The sequence below is a fragment of the Citrobacter enshiensis genome (assembly GCF_029338175.1).
GTDB lineage: Bacteria > Pseudomonadota > Gammaproteobacteria > Enterobacterales > Enterobacteriaceae > Citrobacter_D > Citrobacter_D enshiensis.
On the sequence record NZ_CP119862.1, the window covers coordinates 1184110 to 1201778 of the forward strand.

Here is a 17669-nt window from a genome sequence, read left to right on the forward strand (position 1 = left end):
TACAGTATAAACGGGTTTTTTATACAGTAAAGAGCCTGGCGAAAAATTAGAATAATTTTTTTGACCAGCCCAGCTTGGCGCTTAATGTATTGAAATAGCTGTAATCTTTAGGGTGAATCAGATTCAGGTGATAATCACAGCGGCGAATCAGGACATCTTCTCCTTCCTGTATAGGAAGCGCAATCTGGCTGTCGCAGCTGATCTCAAGATCGTTACGGCGATGCGAAAAACGCAGGCGAATCGTACTGCTGCTGTTGATCACCAGCGGGCGAGCCGAGAGCGTATGCGGGAACATGGGCACCAGGGTGATCGCGTCCAGCGAGGGGGTCAGAATGGGGCCGCCAGCGGAAAGTGAATAGGCCGTGGAACCCGTTGGGGTGGAGATAATCAATCCATCGGAACGCTGAGAAAACGCAAAAATTTCGTCAATATAAACTTCGAACTCGATCATGTGCGCCACTTTGCCTGGGTGCAGAACCACTTCGTTGATGGCGGTACTGATGCGCTTCTGGCAGTTCTGCTGGCACACCTGGGCTTCAAGCAGGAAACGTTTCTCACTGATGTAGTGGCCTTCCAGTACGTCGGCTAATTGCTGCAGGGCGTTGTCAGGGTCAAGGTCGGTCAGGAATCCGAGGTTGCCGCGGTTGATGCCGATGACTTTGATGTCATAGCGCGCGAGGGTGCGCGCCGCACCGAGCATGTTGCCGTCGCCGCCGACCACCACCGCGAGGTCAGCCTGTTGGCCAATCTCCGCAAGCGTGCCGGTTTGCACATTGTTGAGCTGTAATTCATGGGCGATTTGTTGCTCCACGATGACCTCGTAACCTTTTGTGCATAGCCAACGGTAGAGCATTTCATGTGTTGTCAGTGCCGTGGGGTGACGTGGATGTCCCACAATGCCAATACACTTGAAATGATTATTCATTTTCTCGAGGTCCTTGTAGCGAAGATTGATGACAATGTGAGTGCTTCCCTTGAATCCCTGAATCTGATCCCCATAATAAGCGAAGTTAGCGAGATGAATGCGAAAAAAACGCGGAGAAATTCATGAGTAGTAAAGAACAGAAAACGCCTGAGGGGCAAGCCCCGGAAGAAATTATCATGGATCAGCACGAAGAAGTTGAGGCGGTTGAATCAGACGCTTCTGCTGAGCAGGTGGATCCGCGCGATGAAAAAATTGCGAATCTGGAAGCTCAGCTTGCTGAATCCCAGACGCGTGAACGTGACAGCGTGTTGCGTATCAAAGCGGAAATGGAAAACCTGCGCCGCCGTACTGAGCTGGACGTAGAAAAAGCGCACAAGTTTGCGCTGGAAAAATTCGTCAATGAGCTGCTGCCGGTAGTGGATAGCCTGGATCGTGCGCTGGAAGTGGCCGATAAAGCTAACCCGGACATGGCATCTATGGTGGAAGGCATTGAATTGACGCTGAAATCCATGCTGGATGTCGTGCGTAAATTCGGGGTTGAAGTGATTGCTGACGTCAACGTGCCGTTAGATCCGAACGTGCATCAGGCGATTGCTATGGTGGAATCTGAAGATGTTACGCCGGGCAATGTACTGGGTGTGATGCAAAAAGGGTATACGCTGAACGGCCGTACCATTCGCGCTGCCATGGTCACCGTGGCGAAAGCGAAGGGCTAATTGTCCATTGGCAGGCCGGGTATCGTACCTGGCCTGCCTGCTGCTATTTATTGTTCTGCCACACTTTCCCGCAGCGGTTTTACCGGCAATACCTGCACCTGTTTAATCATATTGTCCTGCACGTCGAGAATATCGATATCGTACTGGCCTATACGTACGCGGGTACCCGCTATCGGGATCTCTTCCAGCGCTTCCAGGATAATGCCGTTTACCGTCCGGGCATCGTCTTCGGGGAGGTGCCAGTTAAACGCTTTGTTGATTTCGCGAACGTTGGCGCTACCGTCAATGATCACCGAGCCGTCATTTTGCGGCGTCACTTCTTCTGCCAGAGTGGGGGACATGGAGGTCGTGAAGTCGCCGACAATCTCTTCCAGAATGTCTTCAACCGTTACCAGTCCCTGAATATCGCCGTATTCGTTGACCACCAGACCGACTTTCTTTTTATTGCGCTGAAATTTGACCAGCTGCGTACTGAGCGGTGTTCCTTCCGGGACGTAGTAAATTTCATCGGCGGCGCGCAGCATCGTCTCTTTGGTGAACTCTTTCTTTTCTGACATCAGTCGCCAGGCTTCACGAACCCGCAGCATGCTTATGGCATCATCCAGTGATTCGCGATAGAGCACGATACGCCCGTGCGGCGAGTGCGAAAGCTGGCGCACAATCGACTTCCAGTCGTCGTTGATGTCGATCCCGATAATCTCGTTGCGCGGAACCATAATGTCGTCAACGCTGACCTTTTCCAGGTCCAGCACCGACAGCAGCATATCCTGATTGCGACGGGAAATTTGCGAGCGCGATTCGTTCACGAGGGTCCGCAGCTCATCTTTACTAAGCGAACTACTAATAACAATATCCGTTTTGATGCCCATCATACGCATCAGCTGACGGGTAATGGTATTGAGTAGCCAGACCAGCGGCATCATCAGTATCTGCAATGGCACAAGCAGGAAGCTGCTTGGGTAAGCGACTTTTTCCGGGTACAGCGCGGCGATGGTTTTCGGTAAGACTTCCGCGAACACCAGCACCACGAAAGTTAGCACGCCGGTGGCAATCGCTACGCCAGCATCGCCGTATAGCCGCATACCGACAATCGTGCCGAGCGCCGACGCCAGAATATTCACCAGGTTATTGCCGATCAGTACCAGACTGATCAAACGGTCCGGCTTGCGCAGCAATTTTTCCACGCGTTTTGCAGGGCGGTTGCCTTGTTTGGCCAGATGACGAAGACGGTAGCGGTTCAGCGTCATCATTCCGGTTTCGGAACCGGAAAAATAGGCTGAAATAACCACCATGATGATCAGCGTGACGATCAGCGTGGTGGTGGAAATATGTTCCAGGGGAAACTCCTTAGAGGGTTTAGCTTACAAACTGCTGCAATACACGACTGCCAAAATAGGCCATCGTCAGAATGCCCGCGCCAGCAACGTTAAACCAGACGACACGGCGTCCGCGCCAGCCTTCATGGTAATGCCCCCACAACAAGACAATATAGACAAACCATGCCACGATGGAGAGCACGGCCTTGTCGATATTTTCCATGCTGAACAGGTTATGCATGTAAAACAGACCGGTACAAAGGGTCAGCGTCAGCAGTACGACGCCAATCTGCGTGATGTGAAACATTTTGCGCTCAATGCTCATCAGCGGCGGCATTTCATTACTGAAGGCCAGTTTTTTGTTCTTCAACTGATAGTCGATCCACGCCAGTTGTAAGGCGTACAGCGCAGCAATAATGAGCGTTGCGTAAGAGAACAGCGACAGTCCGATGTGTATCATCATGCCTGGCGTTGCTTCGAGGTGAGTAATGTACTCATTCGGCATGAATGTGGCGAAGGCCAGATTGATCAGCGCAAATGCGTAGACGATAGGCAACAAGAGCCAGCCCCGATTGCGTGAGGCAACAATGGTCATCACGGTGCAGATCATCAGGCTGACCAGCGAGCCAACGTTTAACAGGCTCAGGTTTTGCCCGCTGTCGCCGCCAGGCAGAATGCGGGCTTCCAGCGCGAACGCGTGACACACCAGCGCGATGACTGCGGAGAGGATGGCCATACGCCGCCAGCCGCTGTTTTTTTGCAGCAGACCAGGAACGATCAGCGCGAGGCTGATGGAATAGGCGACAAGGGCGAGCAGGGCAAAAACGGGCATATTATGTGTCGACAGTTAGCCAGTAAGAAAGAAAAACAGTATAGCGTTACGTGACCGCTGCTCCAACCGTTGCATAACAACAAAGACGGCTTCATGTTATACTGCGGCAAAATTCTGTAGATGTGTCGCGCTAGCGACCAACCGTTTCCACCCCAGGCGAGAGACAATGTTTGATAATTTAACCGATCGTTTGTCGCGCACACTGCGCAATATCAGTGGCCGTGGGCGCCTTACTGAAGACAACGTTAAAGAGACGCTGCGCGAAGTGCGCATGGCGCTGCTGGAGGCTGACGTTGCGCTGCCGGTAGTGCGTGAGTTTATCAATCGCGTAAAAGAGAAAGCGGTTGGTCATGAAGTTAACAAGAGCCTGACGCCAGGGCAGGAGTTCGTCAAGATTGTCCGTAACGAACTGGTTGCGGCAATGGGCGAAGAAAACCAGACGTTGAATCTGGCTGCACAGCCGCCGGCTGTCGTGCTGATGGCGGGGTTGCAGGGTGCGGGTAAAACGACCAGCGTCGGTAAGCTGGGTAAATTCCTGCGCGAGAAGCACAAGAAGAAAGTGCTGGTTGTCTCTGCTGACGTCTATCGCCCGGCGGCGATCAAACAGCTGGAAACGTTAGCTGAGCAAGTTGGCGTCGATTTCTTCCCGTCTGACGTGGGTCAGAAGCCAGTTGATATCGTTAATGCGGCGCTGAAAGAAGCGAAGCTGAAATTCTACGACGTGCTGCTGGTGGATACCGCCGGTCGTCTGCACGTTGATGAAGCGATGATGGACGAAATCAAACAGGTACATGCCGCGATTAATCCGGTTGAGACCCTGTTTGTGGTTGACGCCATGACCGGTCAGGATGCCGCCAATACGGCAAAAGCGTTTAACGAAGCGCTGCCGTTAACGGGTGTGATACTGACTAAAGTGGACGGTGACGCCCGCGGCGGTGCGGCGCTCTCTATTCGCCATATCACCGGTAAGCCCGTTAAGTTCCTCGGCGTCGGCGAGAAGACCGAAGCGCTGGAGCCGTTCCATCCGGACCGTATCGCTTCCCGAATTCTCGGTATGGGCGATGTGCTGTCGCTGATCGAAGATATCGAAAGCAAAGTTGACCGTGCGCAGGCTGAAAAACTGGCCAGCAAGCTGAAAAAAGGCGACGGCTTCGATCTGAACGACTTCCTTGAGCAACTGCGTCAGATGAAAAACATGGGCGGAATGGCGAGCTTGATGGGCAAGCTGCCGGGCATGGGGCAGATTCCTGACAACGTCAAATCGCAGATGGATGACAAAGTGCTGGTGCGTATGGAAGCCATCATTAACTCGATGACCCTGAAAGAGCGCGCCAAGCCGGAAATCATTAAAGGTTCCCGTAAACGCCGTATCGCAGCCGGTTGCGGCATGCAGGTACAGGACGTTAACCGTCTTCTGAAACAGTTCGACGACATGCAGCGCATGATGAAGAAAATGAAGAAAGGCGGTATGGCGAAAATGATGCGTGGGATGAAAGGGATGATGCCGCCAGGATTCCCTGGCCGCTAATCTTACAGGCCTGGCTTATTTGCCATTTCGGCACCGGGGTGTGCTCGCCATCCTCACGTACTGTGTGTACGCTCCGGTGGCTGCGCGCACGCCGGCACCGAACTGTCGGCATCGCCGACGGCCTTTTATAGCAGAGTGATTAACTGCTGATTGCAATTTCCCCAGAAATGAGTAAAATTTTCGGGCTTTTAATATGACACCCGGGCCCCGTCCCTCGATGGGGCCCGGGTGTTCTATTCACACAAGAGGATGTTATGGTAACTATTCGTTTAGCTCGTCACGGCGCTAAAAAGCGTCCGTTCTACCAGGTTGTTGTCACTGACAGCCGTAATGCACGTAACGGTCGCTTCATCGAGCGCGTTGGCTTCTTTAACCCAATCGCTAGCGAAAAAGAAGAAGGCACTCGCCTGGATCTGGATCGCATCGCTCACTGGGTTGGCCAGGGCGCGACTATTTCTGATCGCGTAGCTACGCTGATCAAAGAAGCAAACAAAGCAGCTTAATCTGTCACGGTGGTCATGATGAGCAAGCAACTCGCCGCACAAGTCCCTGTTGAACCCATTGTTCTGGGGAAAATGGGGTCTTCTTACGGTATCCGTGGTTGGCTCAGAGTGTTTTCTTCCACTGAAGACGCCGAAAGCATTTTTGACTATCAGCCCTGGTTTATCCAGAAGGCGGGTCAGTGGCAGCAAGTACAGCTGGAAAGCTGGAAGCACCACAATCAGGATCTGATCATCAAGCTGAAAGGCGTTGACGATCGTGATACTGCGAATCTGCTGACCAATTGCGAAATTGTCGTGGATTCTTCGCAGTTGCCTGCGCTTGAAGAGGGTACCTACTACTGGAAAGACCTGATGGGCTGCCAGGTAGTGACCACTGAAGGCTACGATCTCGGTAAAATCGTCGATATGATGGAAACCGGATCAAATGACGTCATCGTCATTAAGGCAAACCTGAAAGATGCGTTTGGTATCAAGGAACGTCTCGTGCCGTTCCTCGATGGGCAGGTTATCAAGAAAGTCGATCTCGCTACTCGTACTATCGAAGTAGATTGGGATCCTGGTTTTTAAACCACCGGATAAACGGTAAAAGACGGCGCTATGTGGATTGGCATAATTAGCCTGTTTCCTGAAATGTTCCGCGCAATTACCGATTACGGGGTAACTGGCCGGGCAGTAAAAAATGGCCTGCTGAGCATCCAGAGCTGGAGTCCTCGGGACTTCACGCATGACCGGCACCGTACCGTGGACGATCGTCCTTACGGCGGCGGACCGGGGATGTTAATGATGGTGCAACCCTTGCGGGATGCTATTCATGCAGCAAGAAGCGCGGCGGGTGAAGGCGCAAAGGTGATTTATCTGTCACCTCAGGGACGCAAGCTTGATCAAGCGGGCGTTAGCGAACTGGCAACGAATCAAAAACTGATTCTGGTCTGTGGTCGCTATGAAGGCATAGATGAGCGTGTGATCCAAACCGAAATTGACGAAGAATGGTCAATCGGCGATTACGTTCTCAGTGGTGGTGAGTTACCAGCAATGACGCTGATCGACTCCGTTTCCCGGTTCATTCCGGGCGTTCTGGGTCATGAAGCTTCGGCAACGGAAGATTCTTTTGCCGATGGATTGCTGGACTGTCCACACTATACCCGACCTGAAGTGTTAGAGGCGATGGAAGTACCGGCGGTGTTACTGTCGGGGAACCATGCTGAGATACGTCGCTGGCGTTTGAAACAGTCGCTGGGCCGTACCTGGCTTAGAAGACCTGAACTTCTGGAAAACCTGGCTCTGACTGAAGAGCAAGCAAGGTTGCTGGCGGAGTTCAAAACGGAACACGCACAACAGCAACATAAACATGATGGGCATGCGTAACACGCTCCCGATATATCAGTTTACCCAGGATAAGAGATTAAATTATGAGCAACATTATTAAGCAACTTGAACAAGAGCAGATGAAGCAGGACGTACCTTCCTTCCGTCCGGGTGATACCGTGGAAGTGAAAGTATGGGTTGTTGAAGGTTCCAAAAAACGTCTGCAGGCATTTGAGGGCGTGGTTATCGCTATTCGTAACCGCGGTCTGCACTCTGCATTCACTGTTCGTAAAATTTCCAACGGCGAAGGCGTTGAGCGTGTCTTCCAGACTCACTCTCCGGTAGTTGACAGCATTTCTGTCAAACGTCGTGGTGCTGTTCGTAAAGCTAAACTGTACTACCTGCGTGAGCGCACTGGTAAGTCTGCTCGTATCAAAGAGCGTCTTAACTAAGATATCGCTCAGGCGACATCCTGTTAAAAAGGGCTGGCCAATTGGCTGGCCCTTTTTTTATGGCTTATCAGTTCATTTTGTTAACTTTTAAATCACGTATCATTTACAATGCCTCCATTGTCGCAGGAGGAACCGTGGGTATCGGGACATTTCGCCAGTCAGGTCATCAATACAGCGCGGCATGGCTCGCGCTGTTCGCGATCCTGCTGGTTGTTGTCGCGCCGCTGATCTCCGTTTCTCTGCAAAAAGACCCTATGAGTACGATGCCGGGCATGCATCATGAGGTTAGCATGGTGGCTGAACCTGATGAGCATCATCAGCAGTCCGCAACCGCAACAACCCCCGTCGACCATGGTGAAGCGTGCGGCTATTGTGTCTTGTTCGCGCATGTTCCAGGATTGATTCTGGCGATAGTGCTTCTGTTGTGCGCAATACTGCTTCGGCAGAAAAGTGCGCCCCCGCGACCGATTGTTAAACACTGGCATTTCTTTCCCTGGCTTTTCCCCGATACGCGCGCGCCGCCGCGCGGGTCTGCTATTTCCTGATTCTTACAATAAGTTTGTGCGCGAAAGCGTCACGACACTCTTTTGCTTGTTCTGAGGAAAAGTATGACAACCTGCACCCCACGCGCGGCATGGATTACCCTACTGCGACGTCTTCATTTCTATATTGGTCTGTTTGTCGGGCCATTTATTTTCGTGGCGGCCTTAACGGGGACGCTTTATGTGGCGACGCCACAGCTGGAGGAGGCGCTCTATTCGCAAGCGTTGCAAGGCACCGTACAGGGTGAGAAGCAACCGCTGGCGGCCCAAATCGCAATTGCTGAACAGGTAACCGGGGGACAGTTGCGATTGCATGCTGTGCGTCCGGGGCTGGAAGCGGGGCAAACGACTCGCGTCATGTTTGCCGATCCTTCACTGAATGAGTCTGAGAACCGGGCGATTTTTATTGATCCGGTTACGCTGGCGGTAACAGGCGATATGACGGTCTATGGCACCAGCGGTATTTTACCGCTGCGACAATGGATCGACTATGCGCATCGCTCTTTGCTGCTCGGTGATGTTGGGCGAATTTATAGCGAGCTGGCCGCTTCCTGGATGTGGGTGGCGGCGCTGGGCGGCATTACGCTCTGGTATTTTACCCGCCCTAAACGTCGGCTGAAAAACTGCGTACAGAACCATCGCCGCCTACATGTCACGCTGGGATGGCTTTTGCTCGTGGGGATGCTGCTTTTCTCGGCGACCGGCCTGACATGGTCGCAGTGGGCTGGCGGCAACGTGGATAAAATGCGTGCCGCTTTTGGCTGGCTAACACCGCAGGTGAATACACAGCGGGATGGCGTTATGCCAATGCTGGATGAACATGCCGGTCATCACGCACATCATGCGGGAGTGCCGATACCTGCAAAAAGCGTTGATGCAAACGCGTTTGATGCTGTGTTGCATGTTGCGCAGGTGTCAGGAATCGATGCCAGCCGACTGGAGATCCGACCGCCAAAGGACACGCAACATGGCTGGACGGTGACGGAAATCGATCGTCGTTGGCCAACTCAGGTCGACGCTGTCTCTGTAGATCCGCAAACCCTGCGAGTGATTGATCGTACGCATTTTTCCGATTTTCCGCTCATGGCGAAACTGACGCGTTGGGGTGTGGATTTTCATATGGGGATACTGTTTGGCGTGTTAAACCAGATGGCGTTGATCGCGTTCGGGGTTGGGCTGTGTCTGATGATTGTAATCGGCTATCGCCTGTGGTGGATCCGTCGCCCAGCCTGTTCAGAAGTGAATCCTGCTCAGACGCTTGTACAGGGGGTTCTCGCGATAAGCTGGCAGGGAAGATGCGGCCTGGTGGTACTGGCTGTCGCGCTGGGGGTAGCGATGCCGGTGTTGGGATTCAGTCTCTTGCTGTTTATGGTTGTTGACTGGCTGCGCTGGTTCAGTGCTGCTCGTACTCTCCTCGCGCAGTCAGCCGACTAAATGATTAAGGCGTGCTGATAACGACGGCGACGCGGCGGTTTTCAGCACGACCTTTTGCCGTTTGATTACTGGCGACCGGGTATTTTTTGCCTAAACCCTGCGTCGTCAGGTTCGTACGCGGAACGTTCGCACCTTCAGCCCAGGCGTCTGCCACCACATTTGCGCGTTTGAGTGATAACGCTTCGTTGTAGCTGTCTTCGCCGTAGTTATCTGTGTGACCGTCCAGGCGGGCATGGTTCAGCCCGGTAGACGATAATCGGGAAGCCATACCCTGGATCTGCTTTTGGCTTTCAGGGCGCAGCTTGTAGTCATTTTTATCAAACAGAATGGTATCGGAAAGACCCAAAGACCAGTCTCCTGCGGATTCGGTAAATCCGTATGACTTCATCGCTGCAATCTGTTCGGGGGTAAATTTGCCCTGTGGCTGTGCCTGACAACCCGTCAAAATCAAGGTGGCCAGAATAAGTGGAGAAAAAAGACGCTTCATCATGTGTGTAATTCCTTATTATTTAATCCAGCGTGCAGAACGCTGATGTTTAGCCTGATACATATTACGATCGGCCAATTCTTGTAATTTTTCAGCGGTCGCATTTTCCCACGTCAGGGCAAAACCAATACTCAGCGTCATATTCGCCAGATGCCCATTAAGCAGATCAAAAGGCCGGGTAAATTCTTGCGAGAGCGCGGCGCAAATGCGCTGGACTTCATATTCTGAATGAACGCCATAAAGCACCATGGCAAATTCGTCCCCGCCGAGCCGGTAAGGGTGATGACGTGTACCGCCAAATTCCGCTAGCCTTTTCGCTACTTCAATTAAAACCCGGTCGCCTGCGGCGTGACCCCAGGTGTCATTAATAAATTTAAAATTGTCACCATCCAGGAATAACAATGCCGAGCTGCTACGGGCGGAATTATCGTTCATCAACGCGTTTATGCTGCTGCGAAATGCGGCCCGATTCGCAAGGCCGGTCAATGGATCGTGCAGTGCAGTACGCAACAACTGGGCATTTTTAGCCTGAAGTCGTAATTGCCACTCTTCCATTTCATCCAGCAGACTATTGAAATCCTGCGCAAACAGATGAAATTCTTCAATGCGCTCCTCGGAAACCCGACGTGAGAAATTACGATTAGTGCGCACGTCGTGTACCACGTCCGTGATATTTTGCAGTGCGTCAACCACCCCATTATGCAAATAGCGGGTGAGAAGAATCGCAATGCCTGCGGCCAGTAAAATACACCCGGTAAGGACCGCCAAAGACAACCAGATAAAATGGCTGATGAGGCTGTCACGGGCGGTCAGGCGAACTTCACCGATCACATTACCGTTATGCCAGACCGGTTGGGTGACCGGTAACGGAAACAGCCAGTGGTTGACTAAGCTGCTCAGCTTGTCGTCGGTGGCTCTGGCATCATAATGCCAGGTTGCGAGCAATTTTTGATTTTTATCGCGGACTTCTGCCGCTGAAAATTGGCCTTGTCGCCCCAACGCCGCCAGCGTTTCTGCCGCTGCAGTCCCATCAGAAAACACCAGCGCAGCCTCAAGGCTGTGGGTCATTGTGGCGGCGGTCAGATCCAGATTTTTTTGCGCATACTGTTTCAGCGTCAAAACAGACGCCACACACAATAGCAACCAGATCAGGGTCATCGTCACCACGACGCTGATCATACTGATGCGTCGTAATGTCCGTTTGAACGTCGGTCGCGTGATTGGGGAGAGATTCTTACCCATGCTTTTGATTCCGTGCAAGCATCAATACGTCCGGATTTACTCTGACGCCACTGCGCGAGAGTGCATCCAGATTAACGGAGAATCTGACTTCATCATTGTTAATAATCAAACAAAAAGCGCTGCCGATAATACACTCGGGATTTTGTTCTGCAATTAATAACAATGCCTTAGACGGATATTTATTCGTTAATTCCACCTGATATGTAGGGGATTCATTTCCGAAATAAAAACCATCGCAACGCGCGGTCAGGGCTTCCTGTTCCGAGCGGATGATAACAGGCTGGTAGGGTAATGACCCCGAATGACTATCTCCAAGTTCACTGGCGAAACGAGACGAGGAGAAAATACACAACCTTGGTGGTTCTGATAACGAAGGCCAGCGTGTATAGCTGACGATGCCAGAAACTATCGATCGTACAGATTTGGCTTCGTTTGTCATGCTCGCAGCGTAAAGTGGCAATCCCGCCAGTAATAGCGTGAGCAGAAATATGAGTCGGTGAGAAAATATCATGAACAGGTCCTCACCATCATCAGTCGTAAAGCATTTAAATACATCCGTGATCGTTTACAACAAAATAACATTGTTTTGCCTGGTAGTCATTACACCATGCAGGTTAATAGATGCCTCTTAAGGTAAATCTCATGCAATATTTATTCGTAAGGTTTTTATTAATTGAGCCGTATTGTGCCTGCACCTTCGTCGGCACCTTTTTGCCAGGCGCTGCGTATCTCACTGACATTTTCTACAGTATCGCAGCTGGCGGGGAATGTTTTCCCTGCCAGGCCTCTGGCATACGCTAAATCTTGCTGGCAGGTTTTTCGCTGGCCTTCCGCATAGCCTTTAAGGTATTGCGCCCGGTCGACTTCCGGGTCATTAAATGTATCGGCAAGCATGTCGTTATCTTTAACGGCATATCCTGCAATGGCATCTTCAATACCGGCATCGTACCAGTCAGTACCGGTCCAGGTAGGGGAGAATGTATAAGGATCTATCTGACATCCGCTGAGAAGTATTATGAGTAGTGCGCCTGCGAATCGCTTCATTGCCTGTTCTCCTGTGTTTTTCAAAGCATAGCGGATTCGCAAATATCGATGCGTAAATTTATTTGTACATAACAATGCCTGTAAATTGCACTAAAAATGGTTTGTGTAAATTAAAATTTACGGAATGTGGATTGAAATCTTTACCTGTTGTGGTATCGTTACGCCATCCTCACTGAGGAAAACTATCGCAAACGAGCTAAACAGGATCACCATCATGCAAAAAGACGCGCTGAACAACGTACACATCACTGACGAACAGGTACTGATGACGCCAGAACAACTGAAAGCGGAGTTCCCGCTGAGTTTGTCACAAGAGGCGCAAATCGCCCAGTCACGTCAAATCATCTCTGACATTATCGCCGGTCGCGATCCTCGTCTGCTGGTTGTGTGTGGACCGTGTTCTATTCATGATCCTGAAACTGCGCTGGAATATGCTCGTCGATTTAAAGCCCTTGCCGAAGAGGTCAGCGATAGCCTCTACCTGGTGATGCGCGTCTATTTTGAAAAACCCCGTACTACCGTTGGCTGGAAAGGGTTGATTAACGATCCTCATATGGATGGCTCTTTTGATGTGGAAGCCGGATTGAAAATTGCGCGTCAGTTGCTGGTTGATCTGGTCAATCTGGGACTGCCATTGGCAACAGAGGCATTGGATCCTAACAGCCCGCAATACCTGGGCGATCTGTTCAGCTGGTCCGCCATTGGCGCTCGTACCACTGAATCGCAAACTCACCGCGAAATGGCATCGGGTCTTTCCATGCCGGTTGGGTTTAAAAATGGGACGGATGGCAGCCTGGCGACAGCGATCAATGCGATGCGTGCCGCTGCACAGTCGCACCGTTTCGTTGGGATCAATCAGGCGGGTCAGGTCGCGCTGTTGCAGACTCAGGGGAATCCGGATGGCCATGTGATACTGCGCGGCGGCAAAGCGCCTAACTACAGCCCTGCCGATGTCGCACAATGCGAAAAAGAGATGGAACAGGCAGGACTGCATCCTTCTCTGATGGTAGATTGCAGCCATGGTAACTCGAATAAAGATTACCGCCGTCAGCCTGCCGTGGCTGAGTCTGTGGTTGCGCAGATTAAAGATGGAAATCGCTCAATCATTGGCTTAATGATTGAAAGCAACATTCACGAAGGTAATCAGTCTTCTGAGCAGCCGCGCAACGATATGAAATACGGTGTGTCTGTGACAGATGCGTGTATTAGCTGGGAAGCCACCGACGCACTGCTGCGTGAAATTCGTGGAAATCTCAACGGTCATCTGGCGGCGCGTGTAGCATAAGAGGCTTGTTATGGTTGCTGAGTTGACCGCATTACGCGATCAAATAGATGAAGTGGACAAGGCGTTGCTGGATTTGCTGGCGCGCCGTCTGGAATTAGTGGCTGAAGTCGGTGAGGTCAAAAGCCGCTTTGGACTGCCGATTTACGTACCTGAACGTGAGGCCACGATGCTGGCTTCGCGCCGTGCTGAGGCTCAGGCGATGGGGGTTCCACCCGATCTCATCGAAGATGTGCTGCGCCGGGTCATGCGTGAGTCCTACTCCAGTGAGAATGACAAAGGGTTTAAGACCCTTTGCCCTTCTCTGCGTCCGGTGGTTATCGTCGGTGGCGCCGGTCAAATGGGGCAACTGTTCGAGAAAATGCTCACGCTTTCAGGATACCAGGTACGCATTCTTGAGCAGCAGGACTGGGATCGCGCCGAGGAGATTGTTGCCGATGCCGGGATGGTGATTGTCAGTGTGCCAATCCACGTGACTGAGCAGGTGATCGCAAAACTACCGCGTTTACCGTCCGACTGCATTCTGGTCGATCTGGCATCGGTGAAAAACGGCCCTTTGCAGGCGATGCTGGCGGCGCATGCCGGACCGGTTCTTGGTCTGCATCCGATGTTTGGTCCGGACAGCGGCAGCCTGGCGAAGCAGGTGGTGGTCTGGTGCGATGGTCGCCAGCCGGAGGCGTATCAGTGGTTCCTGGAGCAAATTCAGGTCTGGGGAGCACGCTTGCACCGCATCAGCGCTGTCGAACACGATCAAAATATGGCGTTCATTCAGGCTCTGCGCCATTTTGCCACCTTCGCTTACGGGTTGCATCTGGCAGAGGAAAATGTCCAGCTTGAACAGCTTCTGGCGCTTTCTTCGCCGATTTATCGCCTTGAACTGGCGATGGTGGGACGCCTGTTCGCCCAGGATCCGCAGCTGTATGCCGATATTATTATGTCGTCAGAAAGCAACCTTGCGCTGATCAAGCGTTACTACAAGCGTTTTGGTGAAGCCATCGAGTTGCTGGAGCAGGGAGATAAACAGGCCTTTATCGACAGCTTCCGCAAGGTAGAGCACTGGTTTGGTGATTATGCCAAACGCTTCCAGAATGAAAGTCGCACGCTGCTACGTCAGGCGAATGATAGCCGTCAGTAAGTAAGATGCCTGATGGCAACGCTGGTGTGTCTTATCAGGCCTACATAAATTGCATGAATTGTAGGCCGGATAAGCGTAGCGCCATCCGGCATTGTTAAATGTTAGCTCGGATCCACTGGCACCACGTTCTCGCTGGGATAGCACCCCAGGACCTTCATTGAACGGGTGATCTCCCCCAACTCCTTCAGGGCTTTCTGCATCTCCGGCGATTCTAGGTTAGCCTGGATGTCGAGGTAAAACATCTCTTCCCACGGATTACCGTGGATCGGGCGCGATTCCAGTCTGGTCATGATTAGATTGTGGTTGCGCAGCACCAGCAGTGCTTCAACCAGCGCACCCGCCTGCTGGCCGGTTGCCATTAACAGCGTCGTTTTTGCCGGAACCTGATCGGAAACGTTGATTGCTTTGCGCGCCAGTACGACGAAGCGGGTAATATTTTGCGTCTGGTTCGCTTCAATACGCTCAAGTACCTGCAAACCGTGTAACATGCCACCGGCTTCACTTCCCAGCGCGGCTATGTGTGGGGAGTTTGCCTGTGCCACTTTTTCCATCGCCGCAGACGTGCTTTCGGTGTATTCGATTTTCCAGTGTGGGTGACGGCTCAGGAACTTGCTGCACTGCTGGAACGGTTGCGGGTGGCTGTATACCGTTTCGATGGTATTCAAATCGGTCGTGCCAGAAACCAGCACACAGTGGTCGATAGTGATGGTCATCTCGCCGACGATGGACAGCGTCGTGTGCTGCAGGAGATCGTAAACATCGTTGATGGCGCCGGAACTGGTGTTTTCAATCGGCACGACGGCGTAGTCTGCTTGTCCGGTTTCAACCTGATTAAAGATATCGGCAAATTTTGCACAACCGCTTTCGATAAACTGCTCAAAGTGGCGGGCGGCATATTGACGGGCGGCGAGATGAGAGTAGGAACCTTTGGGCCCAAGGAAAGCCACACGCGCAGAGTGGGGGTTAATCTTATTCAGATGTTGCTGCAGCAGGGCCTGTTGGGTAAGAACGGAGTCTTCAATAATGAGCTGAAACAGGCGGGTGATATAGTGTGCATCAAGATGATGCGCTTTGCCGAGCGTGATCAATCTATCCAGCAAATCACGTTCACGATCGATATCGCGCACCGGGCGATGAGAGAGCAGTTTGGCTTTGCCCACTTCAACCGCCAGCTCACGACGCTCGGCCAGCAAGGCCAGCAATTTTTCATCCAGCGAACTGATCTTCTCTCGCAGTACCAGTAACGGGTTTTCCGATGTCATAGTGTTGCCTTTCTTGTTATCAATAAAAAAGGCCCCCCGGTTTGGGAGGCCTTGTTGTTCGTCTTCGCATTCTTTTTCACACGACGAAACGCCTCCCATTCAGGGGAAGGTAAAAAAGAATGCGAAGAAGAACGGTGTTGGTTTCATGTCATTTTCCTTTGGTGACAAGAGTAAAGTACCCGCACTGTTTTAACCCTGTCAACAAAAAACGCGCCCGAAGGCGCGTTGGCGATACACTCAATGTAAGGGACTACTCTTCTTCTGCTTCGACGAAGTTGGCGTCTTTTACTGAAGTTGTTGCACGACGGGCTTCGCCTTTGTGCTGCACTTTATTGAGCTGCCGTTCCAGCTTGTTGATCAAATCATTAATGGCGGTGTACATATCTTCGTGTTTTGCGCTGGCGACCAGATGTCCGTTCGGTGTATTAATGGTGGCATCAGCAGTGAAACCCTGTGGCTCCTTAGACAGAATGATATGTGGATTAATTAAATGAGTTTGCCATTTATCCAGTTTGGAGAGACGGTCTGCGACATGCTGGCGAATTGCCGGAGTAATTTCCATTTGTTTACTGGTAATGTTCATTGTCATAAATTTTACCTCTTGTCTTTCCCGTCTTGGTGAACCCAGCATACCGTTCCTAATGTCAAAATGTGTGATTTAAATCACATTTTTTTGTCACTTTTTGTCAAGGGTATCTTTTTGTGAAGCATCGCAGGAACAGGGGATATTTTACTTGAGGAATACCTGAAAGCAGGCCATATTTGATAGGATGCGTTGCAGCTAAACCGCTTCAGTTGCGGCGTTTACGGACAAAAAAACGGCAGCCATTGGGCTGCCGTTTTGTTTTGCGTTCGGAGATGAATCAGGTGTTGCTGCTGTTAGCGGCAATAATTTTCGCCACTTTGTCAGCCTGAGCATTCATCTGCATCTGACGATAGGCATTTTCCATCAGCGGCAGAGCATCACGCGTTGCCTGGGTATCCGGGTAGTCGCGCATCATTCCTTCTACGCGGTTCACGACGGCAATCCATGCGCCACGCGCGGTGTAATAATCGGCAACAGAGTATTCGTATTTCGCCAGACGATCTTTCAGGAACACCAGACGCTTGGTGGCATCGGTTGTGTATTGGCTGTTCGGATAGCCACGCACCAGTTTGGAGAAATCGTTGAACGCAGCTCGGGCGTGTTGTGGATCGCGATCGCTGCGATCAACACCAAAGAAGCCTTGCAGCGCACTGTCATCCAGCGCCATATTGGTCAGGCCGCGCATATACATGACATAATCAATATTTGGGTGCGTTGGATTAAGGCGGATAAAACGATCGATAGCAGCCTGAGCCAATGGCAGATCGGCGTTTTTGTAGTAGGCGTAGATGAGATCCAACTGCACCTGCTGGGAATACGGTCCAAATGGATAACGGTTATCCAACGCTTCCAATTGCGTTATTGCCTGTTTCCAGTTACCGTCCTGCAGCTTTTGCTGAGCAGTCGCGTAGATTTCATTAGGCGGATTATCGGGCACCTCTTCCGTTGAACCAGAGCAACCCGCCAAAAACAGGCTCAACGTGGCTGCTGCCACCAGATATTTCATGCGCGTCATGACGTTTTGACTTTCCTCAAAATGTAATACGGGAGATTCTCTGTTCCTGCTCCCGGTTAAGAC

General features: G+C 51.7%; 21 protein-coding genes and 1 other annotated feature. Of the genes, 10 read left to right on the forward strand and 11 right to left on the reverse strand.

The genetic code is table 11. The features are described 5' to 3' along the window. Window positions 1-46 precede the first annotated feature (46 nt). Complete coding sequence (nadK, locus tag P2W74_RS05790; RefSeq protein WP_203360305.1) at window positions 47-925, reverse strand: NAD(+) kinase; 879 nt, start codon at window positions 923-925, stop codon at window positions 47-49. A 122-nt stretch (window positions 926-1047) separates the two neighbouring features. Between nadK and grpE the strand changes: the two genes are divergently transcribed. Then, window positions 1048-1641: a nucleotide exchange factor GrpE gene (gene grpE, locus P2W74_RS05795; protein WP_276294266.1), complete on the forward strand. Its 594-nt coding sequence runs from the start codon at window positions 1048-1050 to the stop codon at window positions 1639-1641. Window positions 1642-1688: 47 nt separating this feature from the next. Here the strand turns inward: grpE and P2W74_RS05800 are convergent, their stop codons facing one another. Together P2W74_RS05800 and P2W74_RS05805 are read right to left on the reverse strand one after the other, a co-directional pair. After that, a complete protein-coding gene (locus tag P2W74_RS05800; RefSeq protein WP_276295132.1) occupies window positions 1689-2978 on the reverse strand; it encodes an HlyC/CorC family transporter in 1290 nt (429 codons plus the stop codon). A 19-nt stretch (window positions 2979-2997) separates the two neighbouring features. After that, a complete protein-coding gene (locus tag P2W74_RS05805) occupies window positions 2998-3789 on the reverse strand; it encodes a cytochrome C assembly family protein (protein WP_271444777.1) in 792 nt (263 codons plus the stop codon). A gap of 166 nt (window positions 3790-3955) precedes the next feature. Here P2W74_RS05805 and ffh point away from each other — a divergent pair, with 166 nt between their 5' ends. The 7 genes from ffh (at window position 3956) to P2W74_RS05840 (ending at window position 9553) form a co-directional block, all read left to right on the forward strand. Then, a complete protein-coding gene (ffh, locus tag P2W74_RS05810) occupies window positions 3956-5317 on the forward strand; it encodes a signal recognition particle protein (RefSeq protein ID WP_276294267.1) in 1362 nt (453 codons plus the stop codon). 254 nt (window positions 5318-5571) lie between these two features. After that, complete coding sequence (gene rpsP / locus P2W74_RS05815; RefSeq protein ID WP_162382693.1) at window positions 5572-5820, forward strand: 30S ribosomal protein S16; 249 nt, start codon at window positions 5572-5574, stop codon at window positions 5818-5820. Window positions 5821-5838: 18 nt separating this feature from the next. Next, window positions 5839-6387, forward strand: coding sequence for a ribosome maturation factor RimM (gene rimM / locus P2W74_RS05820; RefSeq protein WP_192613133.1), 549 nt, complete (start codon window positions 5839-5841; stop codon window positions 6385-6387). A gap of 30 nt (window positions 6388-6417) precedes the next feature. After that, window positions 6418-7185 (forward strand): tRNA (guanosine(37)-N1)-methyltransferase TrmD, encoded by a 768-nt coding sequence (gene trmD / locus P2W74_RS05825; protein WP_276294268.1) that lies wholly within the window; start codon window positions 6418-6420, stop codon window positions 7183-7185. A gap of 44 nt (window positions 7186-7229) precedes the next feature. Continuing rightward, window positions 7230-7577: a 50S ribosomal protein L19 gene (gene rplS, locus P2W74_RS05830; protein WP_004104634.1), complete on the forward strand. Its 348-nt coding sequence runs from the start codon at window positions 7230-7232 to the stop codon at window positions 7575-7577. 134 nt (window positions 7578-7711) lie between these two features. Beyond that, window positions 7712-8122: a DUF2946 domain-containing protein gene (locus P2W74_RS05835; protein WP_276294269.1), complete on the forward strand. Its 411-nt coding sequence runs from the start codon at window positions 7712-7714 to the stop codon at window positions 8120-8122. Window positions 8123-8185: 63 nt separating this feature from the next. Beyond that, a complete protein-coding gene (locus tag P2W74_RS05840; protein ID WP_276294271.1) occupies window positions 8186-9553 on the forward strand; it encodes a PepSY-associated TM helix domain-containing protein in 1368 nt (455 codons plus the stop codon). 4 nt (window positions 9554-9557) lie between these two features. On the opposite strand, the gene P2W74_RS05845 is transcribed toward P2W74_RS05840, so the two are convergent. The 4 genes from P2W74_RS05845 to P2W74_RS05860 form a co-directional block, all read right to left on the reverse strand. Further along, window positions 9558-10043 (reverse strand): OmpA family protein, encoded by a 486-nt coding sequence (locus P2W74_RS05845; protein WP_276294272.1) that lies wholly within the window; start codon window positions 10041-10043, stop codon window positions 9558-9560. Window positions 10044-10058: 15 nt separating this feature from the next. After that, window positions 10059-11282: a diguanylate cyclase DgcN gene (gene dgcN, locus P2W74_RS05850; RefSeq protein WP_276294273.1), complete on the reverse strand. Its 1224-nt coding sequence runs from the start codon at window positions 11280-11282 to the stop codon at window positions 10059-10061. After that, the gene (locus P2W74_RS05855; RefSeq protein ID WP_276294274.1) at window positions 11275-11793 is read right to left on the reverse strand and encodes a YfiR family protein; all 519 of its coding nucleotides are present in this window, start codon (window positions 11791-11793) and stop codon (window positions 11275-11277) included. The genes dgcN and P2W74_RS05855 overlap by 8 nt, the downstream gene beginning before the upstream one ends. A gap of 158 nt (window positions 11794-11951) precedes the next feature. After that, on the reverse strand, window positions 11952-12326 hold the full coding sequence (locus P2W74_RS05860) for a DUF2799 domain-containing protein (RefSeq protein ID WP_276294275.1): 375 nt from the start codon (window positions 12324-12326) through the stop codon (window positions 11952-11954). Between the two features lie 214 nt (window positions 12327-12540). Here P2W74_RS05860 and aroF point away from each other — a divergent pair, with 214 nt between their 5' ends. Together aroF and tyrA are read left to right on the forward strand one after the other, a co-directional pair. Continuing rightward, entirely contained in the window at window positions 12541-13611 is a 1071-nt protein-coding gene (gene aroF, locus P2W74_RS05865; RefSeq protein WP_276294276.1) for a 3-deoxy-7-phosphoheptulonate synthase AroF, read from the forward strand. A 10-nt stretch (window positions 13612-13621) separates the two neighbouring features. Continuing rightward, on the forward strand, window positions 13622-14743 hold the full coding sequence (tyrA, locus tag P2W74_RS05870; RefSeq protein WP_276294277.1) for a bifunctional chorismate mutase/prephenate dehydrogenase: 1122 nt from the start codon (window positions 13622-13624) through the stop codon (window positions 14741-14743). A gap of 101 nt (window positions 14744-14844) precedes the next feature. Here the strand turns inward: tyrA and pheA are convergent, their stop codons facing one another. The 4 genes from pheA to bamD form a co-directional block, all read right to left on the reverse strand. Next, window positions 14845-16005 carry a bifunctional chorismate mutase/prephenate dehydratase gene (gene pheA / locus P2W74_RS05875; RefSeq protein ID WP_276294278.1) on the reverse strand — a complete coding sequence of 387 codons (1161 nt, stop codon included), beginning with the start codon at window positions 16003-16005 and terminating at the stop codon, window positions 14845-14847. A 22-nt stretch (window positions 16006-16027) separates the two neighbouring features. Continuing rightward, window positions 16028-16153: a sequence feature (Phe leader region), on the reverse strand. Next, window positions 16105-16152, reverse strand: a complete 48-nt coding sequence (pheL, locus tag P2W74_RS05880; RefSeq protein ID WP_102000890.1) for a pheA operon leader peptide PheL — start codon at window positions 16150-16152, stop codon at window positions 16105-16107. (Overlaps the previous feature by 48 nt.) Window positions 16154-16255: 102 nt before the next feature. Then, on the reverse strand, window positions 16256-16594 hold the full coding sequence (gene raiA / locus P2W74_RS05885; RefSeq protein ID WP_162382704.1) for a ribosome-associated translation inhibitor RaiA: 339 nt from the start codon (window positions 16592-16594) through the stop codon (window positions 16256-16258). A 274-nt stretch (window positions 16595-16868) separates the two neighbouring features. Then, window positions 16869-17606 carry an outer membrane protein assembly factor BamD gene (gene bamD, locus P2W74_RS05890; RefSeq protein WP_276294279.1) on the reverse strand — a complete coding sequence of 246 codons (738 nt, stop codon included), beginning with the start codon at window positions 17604-17606 and terminating at the stop codon, window positions 16869-16871. Window positions 17607-17669: the final 63 nt, after the last annotated feature.